The sequence below is a fragment of the Nocardia sp. NBC_00508 genome, assembly GCF_036346875.1.
GTDB lineage: Bacteria > Actinomycetota > Actinomycetes > Mycobacteriales > Mycobacteriaceae > Nocardia.
Window position 1 is genome coordinate 5,359,051 of the sequence record NZ_CP107852.1, and the last position, 14,801, is coordinate 5,373,851.

The following is a 14,801-nucleotide window of genomic DNA, read 5'->3' on the forward strand; positions in this document are numbered from 1 at the left end:
ACCTCCCGATCAGTCGCCGCGATCTCTTTCGTAGCTGATGAATTCATTGCTCCTGGCTTTCGCATAGTTCGGATCAGGGCAGGGTCATCGGGATTCGGTCATGGCAAAGGCGACAGAGAGATGGCGAGTGGCGCTTCGGCGTCCTTGCCTTGGAATAGGAGTCGGAATCAGGTGGCGTGTCGCCGACCGATGGCCAGACCACTGTCCGAGCGACGCGCGGCGCCCAGCGCAACCGCACCGATGAGCAGGATCAGCCATCCGCCGGTGACGGGAAAATAAATGACCGTCAACGGAATTCCGATCGCGATCATGTACCACCCGACATGGGCGGGAACGCGGCCGGTAGCGGCCAGAGCATCGCGGGTGAGCGTCCCGATGGACAACAGCGCGATTCCGCACATCATGAACCACACGCTGGCGTCGCGCGCGAAGTAGTCGGGATCGTCGACATCGGCGGCGGTCGCCAGGAACCCTTCGCCCGCGATGCCCGCCCAATCGTTGGGCTGGACGAAAGCCCACACGAAGTGGATCGCCGCCGTCGCGAAGATCAGCCGTGGAACCCAGGGGGCGAGCGCGGATATCACTCCTCCTTCTTCGTCGCCATGCGCAGAACGAAGGCGTACATCTCGGCGATGTCCTGCGCCGGTAGCGGCGGAATCACCTGCTGCGCCCCGATCAGTGCGAGATAGAGCAGGCGCGCCAAAGGCTCGCTCTCGTCGCAGTATTCGCCGACATCGCGCAGCAGGGATTCCACGTAGTCGACCCGCCGCTGGTCCACGCGCTGGTGGAGTTGGTAGACCTCGGGATCTTGCATCGCCCAGGCGCGCATCGCGATCTCCAACGCGTGCTCCGTTTCGTGATCCGCGAGAATGACACTCCGCAAGCGCGCCAGCTTGTCGCGCGCGGGGGCATCGACCCGTTCCGCTTCGGCGATGTAGCGACCGGTGTACTCGGTCTCGAAATGCTCGAGCAGGTCGGTCCGGTATCCGGACATGCCCCGGAAGTGGTGGTAGAAAGACCCTTTCGTCAGCCCGAGGTCGGCACATAATCGCTCGACCGTCAGCGCTCGCGCCCCGTCCTCGGCCAGCACCGCGAATCCCGCGTCGAGCCAATCCCGCTTGCTCATCGGACCTCCTCTGCCTCCGATATCCATACCATACCGTATGGGATGCCACGGAGAGCCTGTGCGGTCCGTCACCGCAGGGTCGGCGGTACGCAAGCCTCGGGTCGAACCGGGCGCTACCTGCCGAGGACTTCCAGTAGCTCGCTGAGTTTGTCCACCGCGTAGTCGATTCGGACCTTCTCGGGCGCCATCGCCGCCTGGAGATGAATCCCGATGACCGCGCCGACGAGAATGACGGCAAGATCGTCGGCGGACACCGTGTCGGGTAGCCGGACGAAGGCGGCGACCCACCGCTTCGCCGAATCGCGCAGCCGGTCGTGCAGTGCCACGTACTTGTCGTGGATCGGCGACGCCGGCTTCACCGCTTCGACATACAGGGCGACGAACAGCAGCGACGTGCGCACCATGGACAACCGCTTGGCCTGCATGGTCAAGTCGTCACGCTGCGGGGGTCGGGTGGCGTCGGAGGGGTCGAACACAGTCTCGGAGGCGTGGTCGAGGACGGCGGACAACAAGCCTTCCTTGTTGCCGAAGTGCCAGGGAATGGAACCCCGGCTGATGCCCGATCGTTCCGCGACGTCAGCGAAAGTCGTTTGCTGGTAGCCCTTTTCGATGAACAAGGTCGTGGCGGCCTCGATCAGCATCCTTCTGCTCTCACGCGTGGTCTCGGCGCGTCGATCGGCCACCGCGGTCCTTTCCTCGAGTTCGGTCGAGTCATTTTATACGGCCGACCATTGACTAGCTGGATGACATATTCTATGTTGACCAACATAGCGCGAGGTGGCGCGGACCGTGCACGCGCGGTGAAGTCCCCGCCCGGCTATCACCCCGGCGACGCCCGATGCATCCGAACAAAGGAGATCCGGATCATGGCCACCACTGATATCGACGCAGGCAGGCTCGAGCGCAGTCTCGCCGAGTTCGAGGACAGGGAAGCCATCAGGGACGTGCTGTACCGCTATGCCCGCGCAGCCGATCTCTGCGACCTCGACCGCGCTCGGCATGCTCGCCCGGCCGCGAAGTGATGGTGTGCGATGGATATACATCATTTGCCCTACGGCAGTCATACGGTCGGGTCGCTACTGCTCGAGCGGGCCGAAGCGACGCCGGATGCGTCGTTCCTCCGGTTGGAGAACGAGTTCGGTGTCGAAGAATTCGACTACGCCGACGTGGTCACGCTGGCGCGGGCCGGGGCGTCCGCGCTACGCACCGCGGGCGTCGGAAAGGGCGACGTAGTCGGGCTCGCGCTACCCAACGGCCGTGGCTTCTTCGCCTGCTGGTTCGGAGCCGCGCTTCTCGGGGCGATCATCGCGCCGATGAATCCGCGCGGCACCGTCGAGGAATTCGCGCACATGATCCGCCACTCGTCGAGCGCAGCGGTGGTGTGCGAGCGACAGGCAGCCGAACGGATCCAGGCGGCCACCGCCGGCCATGGCGTCGAGATCATCACAGCCGGTGACGATTTCGAGGACCGATCAGTCACCTCGGATCGAGTCGTGTCGATACCGGCCGACCTGAGCCCGACGGAGACCGCGGCCATTCTCTACACCTCCGGCACCAGCAGCGCGCCGAAAGGTGTAGTGGTCACCCACGCCAATTACTTGCACGCAGGTTCGGTGGTGGCCCAGCACCTTCGGATGCGGCCGGATGACCGGTGGTTGGTGGTGCTGCCGCTGTTCCACGCGAACGCCCAGTACTACTGCACGATGTCCAGTCTCGTGACGGGCGCCTCGCTCGCGGTGACGCATCGCTTTTCGGCGTCGAACTGGCCAGCGCAGGTACGTCGGCACGACGCGACACTGGCGAGTTTGTTCGCCGCCCCCGCGCGGATGATTCTCCGAAACGCGCGAGGTGATTCCGACGCCCACAACAGGCTGCGGGCAACCATATTCGGGCAGAACCTGTCCCCAGCCGAGCTCGTCGAGTTCGAGAGCCGGTTCGATTGCCCGCTGCTGCAGATCTACGGCATGACCGAAACCATGGCGCCGCCGTTGCTGAACCCGCTCGTCGGCCTACGAGACAGCACGACGATCGGGCGGCCGGTCGCCACCCGGATCCGGATAGTCGGCGAGGACGGCGCCGAGGTGGCAGCAGGGGAGATCGGGGAACTGCTGGTGCACGGCGTTCCCGGTGTTTCTCTCATGAGCCACTACTTGGACGACGCGGATGCCACGAATGCGGTACTGAACGACGGCTGGTTGCGCACCGGCGATCTCGTCCGCGCCAGGGACGACGGATTCGTCGTATTCGCCGATCGGCTCCGCGACATCATCAAACGTTCCGGCGAGAACGTCTCGGCCGCCGAGATCGAACGCGTTGTCGACGAGCACGGCGATGTGCTCGAATCCGCCGCGGTCGCCATCCCGGACGGCCTCCGTGACGAGGCGGTCAAGCTGGTCGTGGTGGTGCGGGAAGGGCATACGCTGACCGCGGACGAGCTGCTGCGGTATTGCAGGCAGCGGCTGGCCCAATACAAGGTCCCCTCGGTGGTCGAGTTCGTCGAGGCGCTGCCGAGGACCTCGGTCGGCAAAATCCAGAAGAGCGCACTTCGTGGCACCGGCGGAACGCGGCGATGAGCGATGTCTTTCGGCGGTCGTCAGGCAATCCCATGGTTGCCTGCGTCGACGATTCGGTTGCGTTCTCGTCGCGGGACACGCAGCACTCCTGCTGCCCACAAGGCGACGCCGATGTACAGCACCTGCTCCGGGATTCGCGCCCAGAGCGGGGTCGCGGGCGCGCCGTTGAACGGCACGTCGGAGACGGCGGCGTAGACGTTGGCGGGGAGCATGACGACGAACAGCGCGACGAGACCGAGCCCGGCGGGGCGGCGGGTCTCGGTGCGGAACAGACCCAGCGCGCCGAGCAGTTCCAGAACGCCGGTCAGATAGATCATCAGGCTTGGTAGCGGCACCGCCGGCGGCACCATGGGAATGAAGTCCGCGTGCGTGGGCACGGGGGAGTCCGCGAAGGCCTCGGGGAGGAAGTGCGTGGTGCCGGTCATGATCAGCATCACGCCGAGGGCGTACGCGGCACAGCTGGGCCAGTCGGCGAACCGACGAGCGCCGAGGGCGCCTGCCGCGCGCAGCACGAGCAGCGTGGTCAGTAGAACGAGCAGGGTTTCCATCATGCCTCCATGGGGACGGACCGGTTGGGCGCCGGAGCCTTGGTGAGTCGGATGAGCAGGTAGAGCAGGACGCCGATCGGCGCGAACAGGATGGTGAGCAGCAGCAGCGGACTGATCAGCAGTGGCGGCAGACCGCGCGTGCGGCTGTCGAGAAAGATCCATCGCCCGAGGAACAGATCGAATCCCACGAAGTGCGCCCAGGCGGCCGCGGCGCCGGGGCCGTCGCCCAGAACTGCTTGCAACCCGGGCAAAGTGGGGTCGATCAGTGCACCGGCGAACGCACCGAACTCGGGAACGATCAGTGTCGTGTAGATGACCAGCGGTGGGAGGCAGATGAGCGGTGACGCGACCACCGCGCTTGTCCGCTCCCACCTCGGCGCAAGGATCATCAGCGCCCAGAATGGGGCGGCGAACCAGAAGGTGATGCCGAAGAGAAGGTTCGTCATCGGGCGTTTCCTACCGGGACACGGTCCATCACAACGGGTTTCGGTCGCAGTGCCGTGACCGTCGCACTCGTGGCAGCAACGGCTATCGCGCCGAGGGCCAGCAGCGTCGCCGCATCGGGGTGCACCACCGACTGCCCGCGCAACGCCTGCCAGGTCAGCACCGCGAGCAGGGCGCCGTAGGTCGCGGCGGCGATCATGAGCAGCCTTCGTCTGGTCTCCGCTGAACGCAATACCGGAATCCGCCGTGACGCCAGTTCGATCGCGAGCAGAACCAGTGGAAGCACCTGCAACGCATGCATTCCGATGAAATGCGGAATCCGCAGATCGCCTCCGACGGTGCTCCAGCCGAGAATCGGCAACCCCGGCCCGCCATCGGGAAGCCCGACGGTGTGGGCTCCGCTGATCGAGCCGCCCGCTGCCCGCTGCTCCGGCGTCTCCCGCACCATCAGTATCCCCAGGGCGGCGCCTGCGAGCGCCAGCACGGCGCCATATCGGATCGCCGCGGTGCGAGCGCGGTCGGCTGTCGGATTGACGAACAGCACCGCGGACACGATCAGGGTGGCGATCCAGACCACCACGATCGATGAGCCCATGGTCTCCCACAGGACCGCATTCAACGGCGTCGTGAAATTGAAGTGACTGGTCGTGCCCCGCACGACCTGGGTCACGATGACGACCAACTCCAGCGCGAGACCGAACGCCGCGATGGTGCCCGCCCACCACGCGGTCCGGCGCCAGCGGGGGAGCTGGGCGATCAACCATGCCCAGGTCACGGCATAGATCAGCACCGAAAGGGCGAATTTGGCGGATTTTGCCCAGATCGGCAGCCCGGTCAGAGTGCGATCGTCGATCACCATGCCGGCGATCGACCAGACGACGAGCAACGCCATCGCGACGGCGAGCAGCATCAGCGGGCGATGCCAGGACAGCGCGGGATAGCGCTGGAACAGGTCGGTCACTAGCTTCTACCTTCCAGAAAGTTCTATTATCGATAGTTGTACTATCACTATGAATTATGGATAGCTGTACTTTCCACTGTCAAGACATTCACGAGACCGAGGAGTCCGATGCGGATCGCCGAACTCAGCCGCCTCAGCGGCGTCCCGCCCGCGACGATCAAGTACTACGTGCGCGAGGGGCTGCTGCCTTCGGGTGTGCGAACCCATCGCAACCAGGCCGAATACAGCGACGACCACGTCAGCCGCTTGCGGCTGATCCGGGCACTGCTCGATATCGGAGGGCTGTCCATCGAGGTGGCCAAGGAACTGCTCGCGGTGCTCGACAGCGGCAGCCTGTCTGCGCGCGACTCACTCGGGCATGTGCAATACGCACTGGGTGGGCGCAGGTCGCCGGTTGGCGACGAGCAGCGCGAGGCCGCCGCCGAGGACGTTGCGGCACTTCTCGACCGGCGGGGCTGGCGTATCCACGAACACAGCCCGGCCCGCGGCACCCTTGTCGACGTCTGCGCCGCATTGCGCCTGCTCGGCCATACCGACGTGGTCGCGGCGATGGACGATTACGCGGGCGCCAGTGAAGCCATCGCCGCCACCGACATCGCCCTGGTCGGCAACGAACCCGGCCTGGAGCGAATGACCGAAACCGCGATCGTCGGAACGATCCTCGGCGACACCCTGCTCTCGGCGCTGCGCCGCCTGGCTCAGGAACATCTCTCCAGCACGTTGTTGCCGCCGCAGGACGCCACGTCTCCCGCATCCGGCGAGGTTTAGCCGGGACGCCGCGCGGCATGACCGAAGAGGGACCATTTCGACCGAAAAGGAGTTGCTCATGAGCGGTCAGTTGGACGGCACAAGGGTCCTGATCATCACGTCGAACACGGGGGTGGAGCGGGACGAACTGCTGGTGCCGCGGGATGAGCTGCGCGAGCGCGGGGCACGGGTCACCCACGCCGCGCCGAAGAACGAACAGGTGCAGACGTTCCGGCACGATGAGGACAAAGACATTGTCGTGCAACCGGATTCGTCGCTGCACGAGGTCTCCGTGGACGACTTCGACGTGCTCGTGGTGCCCGGCGGCACGGTGAACGCGGACAAACTACGGGTCACCGATCGGGCGATCGAGCTGGCCCAGGAGTTCGCGGGCGCGGGCAAGCCGATCGCCGCGATCTGCCACGGCCCCTGGCTGCTGGTGAATGCCGAGTTGGTTCGGGGCAAGACGGTGACCTCGTACTTCTCCCTGCGCGCCGACCTCGTCAATGCTGGAGGCGCCTGGGTCGACGAACCGGCGGTCCGCTCCACGGAGGACGGCTGGACGCTGCTCACCTCCCGCAATCCGGGCGACCTGCCCGACTTCGTCACCGCCATTTCTCATGAACTGGTTCCCGCTTCGCGCTGACGTTGCGGGACCGAAGGGGACGGGGTTATCGGTTGTTCCGCGGTAGACAGTGTTGGCAATGTGCCAATACTCTGTCGGCGCGGGGCGACGAGGGCCTACGCTTCGCTGAGGTCCACCGAGGTGGCCATGGCAGAGACAACGAGGTGCGGGCCACCTCCGGTGTGAAGGGATGGTTGCGCGGATGGGCGACGTCGATACTCCTCCGTTCAAGGACATCGTCAACGGGGCATTGGAATTCACCATCCCGATCGCCCACAAGATGGGTATCCAGGCGGTGGAGGTGCGGCCCGGTTTCGCGGCCACCTCGGTGCCCGCCGCGGGCAACGGCAACCATTTCGGCGTGATGTACGCGGGCGTGCTGTTCACCGTCGCGGAAATTCTCGGCGGCGCGATAGCGATCGCCACCTTCGACACCGCGGCGTTCTATCCGCTGGTGAAGGACCTGCACATCTTCTTCCGCAAGCCGGCCAAGACCGACGTGCGCGCGGAGGCGACGCTGTCGGAGGAAGAGATCTCGCGCGTCACCGCGGAGGCCATCGCGAACGGCAAGGCCGACTTCACGTTGCGGGCGGTGGTCACGGACGCAGACGGCGTGGTGGTGGCCGACACCGAAGGGCTCTACCAGCTCCGCGCGCACGGGAAGTAGGTCGTCACCGGCAGCTCGTACCGGTGCAGGCGTGCAGCGCGGCGAGCCGTGCGTCCAGTGCGGCCACCGTCGCGGCATGCTCCGCGCGCCCATCGGGCGTCTTGATCAGATTCGTGAGTTGGTAGGGGTCGCTGTCGAGGTCGTAGAGCTCGTACTCCCGCTCGCCGAGCGGCCTTTCGCGCTCGTACCACCGCACGTAGAGGTAGCGCTCGGTACGCACGGCGCTCCAGGACGGCATATCGATCGCGTACATCGGCGGCGTCCGGCCCGGAACCTGCTCCTGCGCAATGCCGTTGCGTCCGTCCGCGCCGGGGCCGCCGTACTCGGCGGTGAAATCGGTGCGCCAACCGGTGCCGTCGCCTGCGAGGGGACGAACCAGCGACCGTCCGTCCATCGCTTCGGGGACGGGAAGCCCCGCCCAGGACAGGATGGTCGGCGCCAGATCGATTGTCAGCGCCATGGCGTCGGTGGCGCCCGCGCTGATTCCGGGACCCGCGATGGCCAGCGGGACCCGCAGGGATTCCTCGTAGGGCGCCATCTTCTGGGTGAGCCGGTGCGCTCCGAGGCTGTAACCGTTGTCCGAGGTGAACAGCAGATAGGTATTGTCCAGTTCGCCGGTGCGCGCGAGCGTGTCGACGATCCCGGCGACCATGTCGTCGAGCGCCTTCAGTGCGCCGAGGCGGTTGGTGTAATCCGGGTCGTTCGTCGCGGCGATGGTGGCGTAACGCACGGAAGCGGTGTCGACGAGCCAGGACGGCTTGTCGGAGACGTCGGCCTCCTGGTAGTTGGGGGAGCGCGGCGCGGCGGTGGGCACGGTCTGCGTGAGGTGGCGTGGCGCGGGCGGAATCGGGAAATGCGGGGCCGTCGAGGCGGCGTACCAGAAGAAGGGCTCGCCCGAGGCCGCGGCGGCGGTGATGAACTCGGCCGACTTGTCCCGGATGACATCGGTCTCGTAATCCGCCGGTGCGACACCGTATTTCACCATCGCGCCGTTTTCGTTGAGGGTGTAGTTGTAGCCGGTGTAGAGGAAGTTGTCGACGCCCGCGTTCCAGTCGTCCCAGCCCGGTGGAAGGTGGCCGGGATCGTCTTCCAGGCCGTTGAGGTACTTGCCCGCCATGCCCGTGCGGTACCCGGCGTCCTGCAGGTAGGTGGCGATGGTGTGCTGCTCGTTGCCATTGGCGCGAAAGGTCTCGAAGCCGCCGACCTCGCCCGAGTTGGTGAGCACGCCGGTGTTGTGCCCGTATTCGCCGGTCAACAGCGACGCGCGGGATGCGCAGCAGATCGGCAGGGGTGCGAAGCTGTCGCGGAACTCCATGCCGCGATCGCGGATCAGCTGCGCGGTGCGTGGCATCGCCGCCCATACCGGCGTGGTCGTGGCGTCCAGGTCGTCGGCGAGGATCAGCACGATGTTCGGCCGGTCATCCACCCCGTCTGGTTGGGCGGTGGCCGACGACAGGAACCCCGACAGGGTCAGCGCCGCGATCGCGGCTGTGGTCAGCGAGCGACGCAGAGTGCGGTGCGAGGTCACGGAACCATCCTCGATTCGAAGGGCAGATAACGAATCGAACGTTAGGGCGCCTGCCGCCCGGGGGCGAGCGCACGCGCCGAAGGTCGATCAGCTTCTTCCGCAGCGATCGGACCTGCGGAAATGCGATCCGTTTCACTATTAAACAGTGATCTCCATCACATAACAACCCCATAACAGCCGATCTCTATCGGCGTGTTTTCTGTAATCGACCAGCGAGAATGGCCATCAGTCTCGACCAATGGTTTACGCGGTTCGGACGTTATCTGCACGTGATCTGCCGCGATTTCTCCGCTAACGTCGGTCACGGCTCGGAGCAACACCGAGATCGAGCTCGAATCGCTGAACGCCGGAAACCCTGTCCCGTGGTTCGAGTATCCCCGACATCACCTGGGGACAGGGACGCGGCGAATCTCGCCGAGTCGGTGGGCGCAGGCGGGAACCCACATGTCGCAAAACCGTAAATTCACCACTCGTGTCCTCGGCTTCACCGCGGCTCTCGGCGCTCTTGTCGCCGTTCCGTTCGGTCTGTCCACCGCCACCGCGTCGGCCCACAACTGGGACGCCGTCGCGCAGTGCGAGAGCAGTGGCAACTGGAACACCGAGACCGGTAACGGTTTCTCCGGTGGCCTGCAGTTCACCCAGAGCACCTGGGAGGCCAATGGTGGCTCCGGCCGCCCGTCCAACGCGAGCAAGGCCGAGCAGATCCGCGTCGCGGAGAACGTGCTCGCCACCCAGGGCCCGGGCGCTTGGCCCGTGTGCGGCTCATACCTCTGATGCGTGATCCGGCGTCTACCGCGTAATGCGGTAGGCGCTGGGCTATCTCATGGCGACAATCTGATCGCGGTATCCGCGCGGGGCGTCCACAATGTGCAATTCAATTATCCGCGCCGAATTCGACAGGTGGCGCGCGAATTCGGCTTTATCCTCCGATACCGGATCTCCCGCTCCGGTCGCGGCCCGGTAACGTGGCTCAGGCCCATCAGACCCCGGTCGCCTGCCCGGGAGATCACGACGTTCGATACCGCGGCGTTACGGGACAGCCGGGCGACGGCCAGGACCATCTCGGCGACGTCACCGGTGGTGAGCATGGCACTCGGTCGAGGATGTCACGCTTCCATGCGGTCATGTCGGTGTCGACATAGCCGGGGAGACGGCGGTCGCGCTGACGCCCTGCCCACCTCGGCGCCTGTACCCCGTGATCCGCCCGTGACCAGGGCGGAGCGGGGTCCCGGGGTAGGTATCCGTTAGCTCTGGCCGGAGCCGGTCGGCTGGCCCGGATGCAGGCGCTGGATGGTCAGCGCGGCGGCCAGCAACCGCGAGTCGTGCGGATCGGTGGGATCGACGCCGGTGAGTTCGGCGATGCGGCGCAAGCGGTAGCTGAAGGTGTTGGGATGCACGTGGATCTCGGCGGCGGCGGCCTTGCGGTCGGAGCCGTGGCGCAGGTGGGCGTCCAGCGCTTCGATCAGGTGCGGGCTGTCCAGAATCGGGATGATGCGCTCGGCCAGCCGGGCGCGGGCGGTGCCCGGTCTGGTGAGCTGGTACTCCAGCAGCAGGTCGTCGAGCTGGTAGACACCCGCGGGCCGGCCCAGCAGGCGGGCGAGTTCGGCGAGGTCGGTGGCTTCCTTCGCGGTCTCCGGAATGACGTGCATCGGCACCGAGGGATATTCGGCGAGGAACACCGGCACGCCGAACTGTTCGGTCAGCTCCGCGGTCAACCGCGCGTAGCGCGCGTCGTCGAGTTCGGCGTCGGACGCGCTGGGCAGCAACGCGATTCCGGTCCAACCGTCGAAGGTGGCCAGCGTCGTCGTACCGGCGAGGGCGTCCAGGGCGCGGTGCAGGATGCGGATGCGGCGCCGCCCTACGAGCGTCGCAACCGTGCTCGGCTGGTCGTCGTGCCGGATGTGGATCGCGAGCACGGTGTAGTGCTCGGCCAGGGCGGTGTCCGCTCGCGCCGCCAGCTCCGCGGCGGGCAGCCCGTGCAGCAGCGCCGAGCACAACGCGCGCCGTGCCTCGCGTTCGGCGTTGTAAATGGACTGCTCGACCTCGGTGTAGGTCTCCACGACGGTGATGTTGATCTGCATCAGCAGATCTAGCAGACGGCTGCCGATGAGGACGAGGTCGTCGAGCTCCTCATGGGATGCCAGCGCCGCCGCTTCCTTGAGCACCGACTGCGCGGAACCGTGAATGGCCTCGATCAGGATGGGCAGCGGGAACCGGTCCTCGGCATGCCGCTCGGCCACGGGGGCGACGAACGTCGCGACCTCGGTCTTGGTGAAGCTGCGCTGTTCGCCGATCGCCTGGAGCACCGCGCGGCCACAGGCGTAGATCGCGGGCAGCACCTCGGCGGTGAAGTGTCCCTCCGGCAGATCGGCAGCCGGTGGAGTGGTGCCGAGCCCCGCGGCGAACATGCGCTCGGCGATCTGCGGCCAGCGGGTGAGCAGCCGGGCGACCAAAGGGGTATCTCCGGTGACTGGGGACAACGCGAGGGACATGCGCCGATTGTTTCCGACCACAGAACCCGCGGCAAGGTTCTGCGTGGCGCCCCGCGAATTTTGGCTCCGGCACCAATTTTCCGGACGGAATCTTCTCCTCGCCGTGCAGTGACACCGCTCGGGTATCGCCATAGATTCGGACCGCGGCCGTGAATATGGTCCCGATCACATCGAAGGCCGAATGTGGCGTGGCAAACACTGTGTGTCGGTGGTCTATTCGTCACCGGGGGGCCGCGCACCTTCGGGCTGAATGGAAGTGAATCGGATGTTGGCAATGAGGCACAACGCTCGGCGGGCAATTCTGGGAGCCGCGGTGATCGCGGGCATGACGATCGCGACGGCGCTCGGCATCGGAGTGGCGCACGCGCAGGAGGAGATCGAACCGACCCAGCAGGCGCTCGCGGAGTACATCAACGCGGGCCTGAACGCGGCTCCGGACGGGAGGCAGCCGCAGGCGATCGTGGATTCCGGCAGCTCGTCGGGGTGGGCGAACAGCGTGGCTTCCGACGCGTTGGGAGAGGGGCCGGAGATGTCGGCCTATCTGGCCGCGTTCGCCTACGGTCTGGCTCATCCCGACTCCGCGCCGCCCGGCGCGAATCGCTGGCACTGCACGCCGACCGCCGAACACCCGCGGCCGGTGGTGCTGCTGCACGCCACGTGGCTGAACGCCTACGACAGCTTCGCCTACCTGTCGCCGCGCCTGGCGCGCGCCGGTTACTGCGTGTTCGCCTTCAACTTCGGGCGTTCCGGCCTGTTGGAAGGTGGCGGGCTCGGCACGATCATGCCGGGACGCTACGGGGTGGGCCGGATGGAGGATTCGTCGCGCCAGCTGCGGGATTTCGTTGATCGCGTGCTGGCCGCGACGGGCGCGCAGGCCGTCGACATCGTCGGCCATTCCCAAGGCGGCACGGTCGCCAACCACTATCTGAAATTCGACGGGGGCGAGGGCAAAGTCGGCAAGCTGATCAGCTTCGGCGCCACGCATCACGGCACTTCGCTGATGGGCATCGCGACGCTGGGCCGGACCATCAACAACCTGGGCGTCGACATCCTCGGCTTCTCCGAACCCTTGATCGGCCTTTCGAATATCCAGCAGGCGGCGGGCTCGCCGTTCTATGCCAAGCTGAACGCGCAGGGCGACACGGTGTCCGGCGTGGCCTACACGTCGGTCGCCTCCCGCTACGACGAGATCGCCAACCCCTTCCACTGGGCTTTCCTGCAGGCGGGCCCCGGCGCGACGGTGGACAACATCACGCTGCAAGAAGGATGTGAGCAGGATTTGTCCGATCATCTGACGATCATGTACTCCCCGCGCGCGGCGTCCATCGTTTTGCACGCGCTCGATCCGGTCGCGCACCCGACGCTCGAATGCACCTTCAATCCGTGGATGGTCGGCGGCAACGGCAGCCTGTAAGTGCTGTCACTGCATCGACGGGAGAAACCATGACCGGCTAATTGGCGCCCGGCACAATTCTTTTCCGGCCGCGAGATTGGTTGAGTGGACGTACGGGCATCCCGCGCCATTTACCGGCGCGGCGGTGCCGGAGACCACGGCGGTGCCGTCGGAAAGGATGAACCGGATGAGTGTGGAGCCCGAGTGGGATGCAGGTGTCGTGCCGCCGGATCCGGCCGCGTTCTCGCATCGGCCGATCCAGCCCGAAGACGATCCGTTCTACACCCCGCCACCCGCGGTCGGACGATTGCGCCCCGGCTCGATCGTCCGCACGCGCGGAGTGGAGATCGGCTTCTTCGGCCTTGTTCGCCAGCGTATTTCGGCGTGGCAGCTGCTCTATCGCACCTGCGATCTCGACGGCGTGCCCGAAGTCGCCGTGACCACCGTGCTGCTGCCGTGGGGCGCGGATCCCGCCGAACCGCGGCCGCTGGTGTCTTTCCAGTGCGCGATCGACGCGGTCGCCTCCAAATGCCTGCCCTCGTACGCCCTGCGGCGCGGTGCGCGGGCGGCCGGGTCGATTCCCCAGCTCGAGCTGCCGCTGATCGCCAGCGCACTGGCACAGGGCTGGGCGGTGTCGATCCCGGATCACGGGGGAACCGCGGGCCGTTTCGGTGTGGCCAGGGAGCCGGGGTATCGCGCGCTCGACGCCGTCCGCGCGGCTCTCACCTTCGCGCCGCTCGGCCTGGACACGACGACACCCGTTGCGCTGTGGGGATATTCGGGCGGCGGACTGGCTACCACCTGGGCCGCGGAGATGGCCACCGAGTACGCGCCCGAGCTGAACGTCGTCGGCGCGGTCGCCGGATCGCCGGTCGGCAACCCGGCCGCCGCGTTCATCCGGCTCAACGGCACGCTGTTCGCGGGTTTCGCCGCCGTTTTCACCGCGGGACTGCGGCGCGGGTATCCGGAACTGGAACGCCTGCTGAGCTCGCACTTGGATGCGAGGTACCTCGGCTGGCTGGCCGAGATCGAGCAGACCGCGACCTTCCCGTTGCTCTACCGATTCGCGCGGCGCGATGTCGAAAAGCACAGCGAGGAGGGCCTCGCCGCGATGCTCGCGCAGCCCGGAATGCGGCGCATTCTCGACGACATCCATCCCGGTCATCGCGCTCCCGCCATGCCCATGTTCGTGTTGCAGGGCGTGAACGACGAAGTGATCGCGGTCGAGGATGTCGACGGCCACGTCGCACGGTACGCCGACGCGGGTGTTCACGTGCGCTACCTGCGCGACCGGCTCAGCACCCACCTGCTGCTGCAATTCCTGGCGCTGCCGGTGATGGTCGACTGGCTCGCGGCGCGCTTCGCCGATCGCGAGTTGCCTCCCGCGGGCACGAAAACGCTCTGGTCACTCGCCTTCACCGGCCCGTGGTTGACCGGCCACGTGCGCTTCGCCGGTCTGCTGGCCCGGATGTGGCTCGGTTTGCCCATCCGCGCGTCGCGCCTGCCGGTGGTACCGCGGATCGGTCCGCGCCGCCTGTCCATCCTTCCCGCTGCCCTCCGCAACCCGTTGTCCTGACCGTCGCCTCGGGACGCTGAACAGGCACGATCCCGTGGGACGCGATGGTCCGATTCGTGTGTCCCGTCACGAACGTGTCCGTTTTGCTCTACCGTGAGCACGGTCGGTGCCGAGAGGGGTC

The 14,801-nt window shown here is 66.5% G+C and carries 15 protein-coding genes and 1 pseudogene; 8 read left to right on the forward strand and 8 right to left on the reverse strand.

The annotated features are described in order from the left end of the window. Positions 1 to 167 precede the first annotated feature (167 nt). The 3 genes from OHA40_RS23920 to OHA40_RS23930 all read right to left on the reverse strand — a co-directional run bounded on the left by OHA40_RS23920 (position 168) and on the right by OHA40_RS23930 (position 1,809). Positions 168 to 584, reverse strand: coding sequence for a DUF6463 family protein (locus OHA40_RS23920; RefSeq protein WP_330229122.1), 417 nt, complete (start codon positions 582 to 584; stop codon positions 168 to 170). Then, positions 581 to 1,126 carry a TetR/AcrR family transcriptional regulator gene (locus OHA40_RS23925; RefSeq protein ID WP_330229123.1) on the reverse strand — a complete coding sequence of 182 codons (546 nt, stop codon included), beginning with the start codon at positions 1,124 to 1,126 and terminating at the stop codon, positions 581 to 583. Before OHA40_RS23925 ends, OHA40_RS23920 begins: the two co-directional genes overlap by 4 nt. Positions 1,127 to 1,239: 113 nt before the next feature. After that, complete coding sequence (locus OHA40_RS23930; RefSeq protein ID WP_330229124.1) at positions 1,240 to 1,809, reverse strand: TetR/AcrR family transcriptional regulator; 570 nt, start codon at positions 1,807 to 1,809, stop codon at positions 1,240 to 1,242. 183 nt (positions 1,810 to 1,992) lie between these two features. Between OHA40_RS23930 and OHA40_RS23935 the strand changes: the two genes are divergently transcribed. Both OHA40_RS23935 and OHA40_RS23940 read left to right on the forward strand, forming a co-directional pair. After that, positions 1,993 to 2,148 carry a hypothetical protein gene (locus tag OHA40_RS23935; protein WP_330229125.1) on the forward strand — a complete coding sequence of 52 codons (156 nt, stop codon included), beginning with the start codon at positions 1,993 to 1,995 and terminating at the stop codon, positions 2,146 to 2,148. A gap of 9 nt (positions 2,149 to 2,157) precedes the next feature. After that, positions 2,158 to 3,699: a class I adenylate-forming enzyme family protein gene (locus OHA40_RS23940; RefSeq protein WP_330229126.1), complete on the forward strand. Its 1,542-nt coding sequence runs from the start codon at positions 2,158 to 2,160 to the stop codon at positions 3,697 to 3,699. A 20-nt stretch (positions 3,700 to 3,719) separates the two neighbouring features. Here OHA40_RS23940 and OHA40_RS23945 read toward each other — a convergent pair whose 3' ends face one another. The 3 genes from OHA40_RS23945 to OHA40_RS23955 are packed head-to-tail and all read right to left on the reverse strand — an operon-like array spanning position 3,720 to position 5,652. Beyond that, positions 3,720 to 4,250 carry a DoxX family protein gene (locus OHA40_RS23945; RefSeq protein ID WP_330229127.1) on the reverse strand — a complete coding sequence of 177 codons (531 nt, stop codon included), beginning with the start codon at positions 4,248 to 4,250 and terminating at the stop codon, positions 3,720 to 3,722. Then, entirely contained in the window at positions 4,247 to 4,693 is a 447-nt protein-coding gene (locus tag OHA40_RS23950) for an ABA4-like family protein (RefSeq protein WP_330229128.1), read from the reverse strand. The genes OHA40_RS23945 and OHA40_RS23950 overlap by 4 nt, the downstream gene beginning before the upstream one ends. Continuing rightward, positions 4,690 to 5,652 (reverse strand): hypothetical protein, encoded by a 963-nt coding sequence (locus OHA40_RS23955; protein WP_330229129.1) that lies wholly within the window; start codon positions 5,650 to 5,652, stop codon positions 4,690 to 4,692. Before OHA40_RS23955 ends, OHA40_RS23950 begins: the two co-directional genes overlap by 4 nt. 108 nt (positions 5,653 to 5,760) lie before the next feature. Here OHA40_RS23955 and OHA40_RS23960 point away from each other — a divergent pair, with 108 nt between their 5' ends. The 3 genes from OHA40_RS23960 (at position 5,761) to OHA40_RS23970 (ending at position 7,691) form a co-directional block, all read left to right on the forward strand. Then, positions 5,761 to 6,420 carry a MerR family transcriptional regulator gene (locus OHA40_RS23960; RefSeq protein ID WP_330229130.1) on the forward strand — a complete coding sequence of 220 codons (660 nt, stop codon included), beginning with the start codon at positions 5,761 to 5,763 and terminating at the stop codon, positions 6,418 to 6,420. Positions 6,421 to 6,478: 58 nt separating this feature from the next. Further along, on the forward strand, positions 6,479 to 7,045 hold the full coding sequence (locus OHA40_RS23965; RefSeq protein WP_330229131.1) for a type 1 glutamine amidotransferase domain-containing protein: 567 nt from the start codon (positions 6,479 to 6,481) through the stop codon (positions 7,043 to 7,045). 181 nt (positions 7,046 to 7,226) lie between these two features. Continuing rightward, a complete protein-coding gene (locus tag OHA40_RS23970) occupies positions 7,227 to 7,691 on the forward strand; it encodes a YiiD C-terminal domain-containing protein (RefSeq protein WP_330229132.1) in 465 nt (154 codons plus the stop codon). Positions 7,692 to 7,695: 4 nt separating this feature from the next. On the opposite strand, the gene OHA40_RS23975 is transcribed toward OHA40_RS23970, so the two are convergent. Then, positions 7,696 to 9,219 carry a sulfatase family protein gene (locus tag OHA40_RS23975; protein WP_330229133.1) on the reverse strand — a complete coding sequence of 508 codons (1,524 nt, stop codon included), beginning with the start codon at positions 9,217 to 9,219 and terminating at the stop codon, positions 7,696 to 7,698. A 444-nt stretch (positions 9,220 to 9,663) separates the two neighbouring features. Here OHA40_RS23975 and OHA40_RS23980 point away from each other — a divergent pair. Beyond that, positions 9,664 to 9,990: pseudogene (locus OHA40_RS23980) on the forward strand (transglycosylase family protein); the annotation flags it as partial. Positions 9,991 to 10,463: 473 nt separating this feature from the next. On the opposite strand, the gene OHA40_RS23985 reads toward OHA40_RS23980, so the two are convergent. Continuing rightward, on the reverse strand, positions 10,464 to 11,711 hold the full coding sequence (locus tag OHA40_RS23985; RefSeq protein WP_330229134.1) for a PucR family transcriptional regulator: 1,248 nt from the start codon (positions 11,709 to 11,711) through the stop codon (positions 10,464 to 10,466). A gap of 274 nt (positions 11,712 to 11,985) precedes the next feature. Between OHA40_RS23985 and OHA40_RS23990 the strand changes: the two genes are divergently transcribed. Continuing rightward, on the forward strand, positions 11,986 to 13,125 hold the full coding sequence (locus OHA40_RS23990; protein ID WP_330229135.1) for an esterase/lipase family protein: 1,140 nt from the start codon (positions 11,986 to 11,988) through the stop codon (positions 13,123 to 13,125). A gap of 166 nt (positions 13,126 to 13,291) precedes the next feature. After that, positions 13,292 to 14,680 (forward strand): lipase family protein, encoded by a 1,389-nt coding sequence (locus tag OHA40_RS23995; protein WP_330229136.1) that lies wholly within the window; start codon positions 13,292 to 13,294, stop codon positions 14,678 to 14,680. Positions 14,681 to 14,801 lie beyond the last annotated feature (121 nt).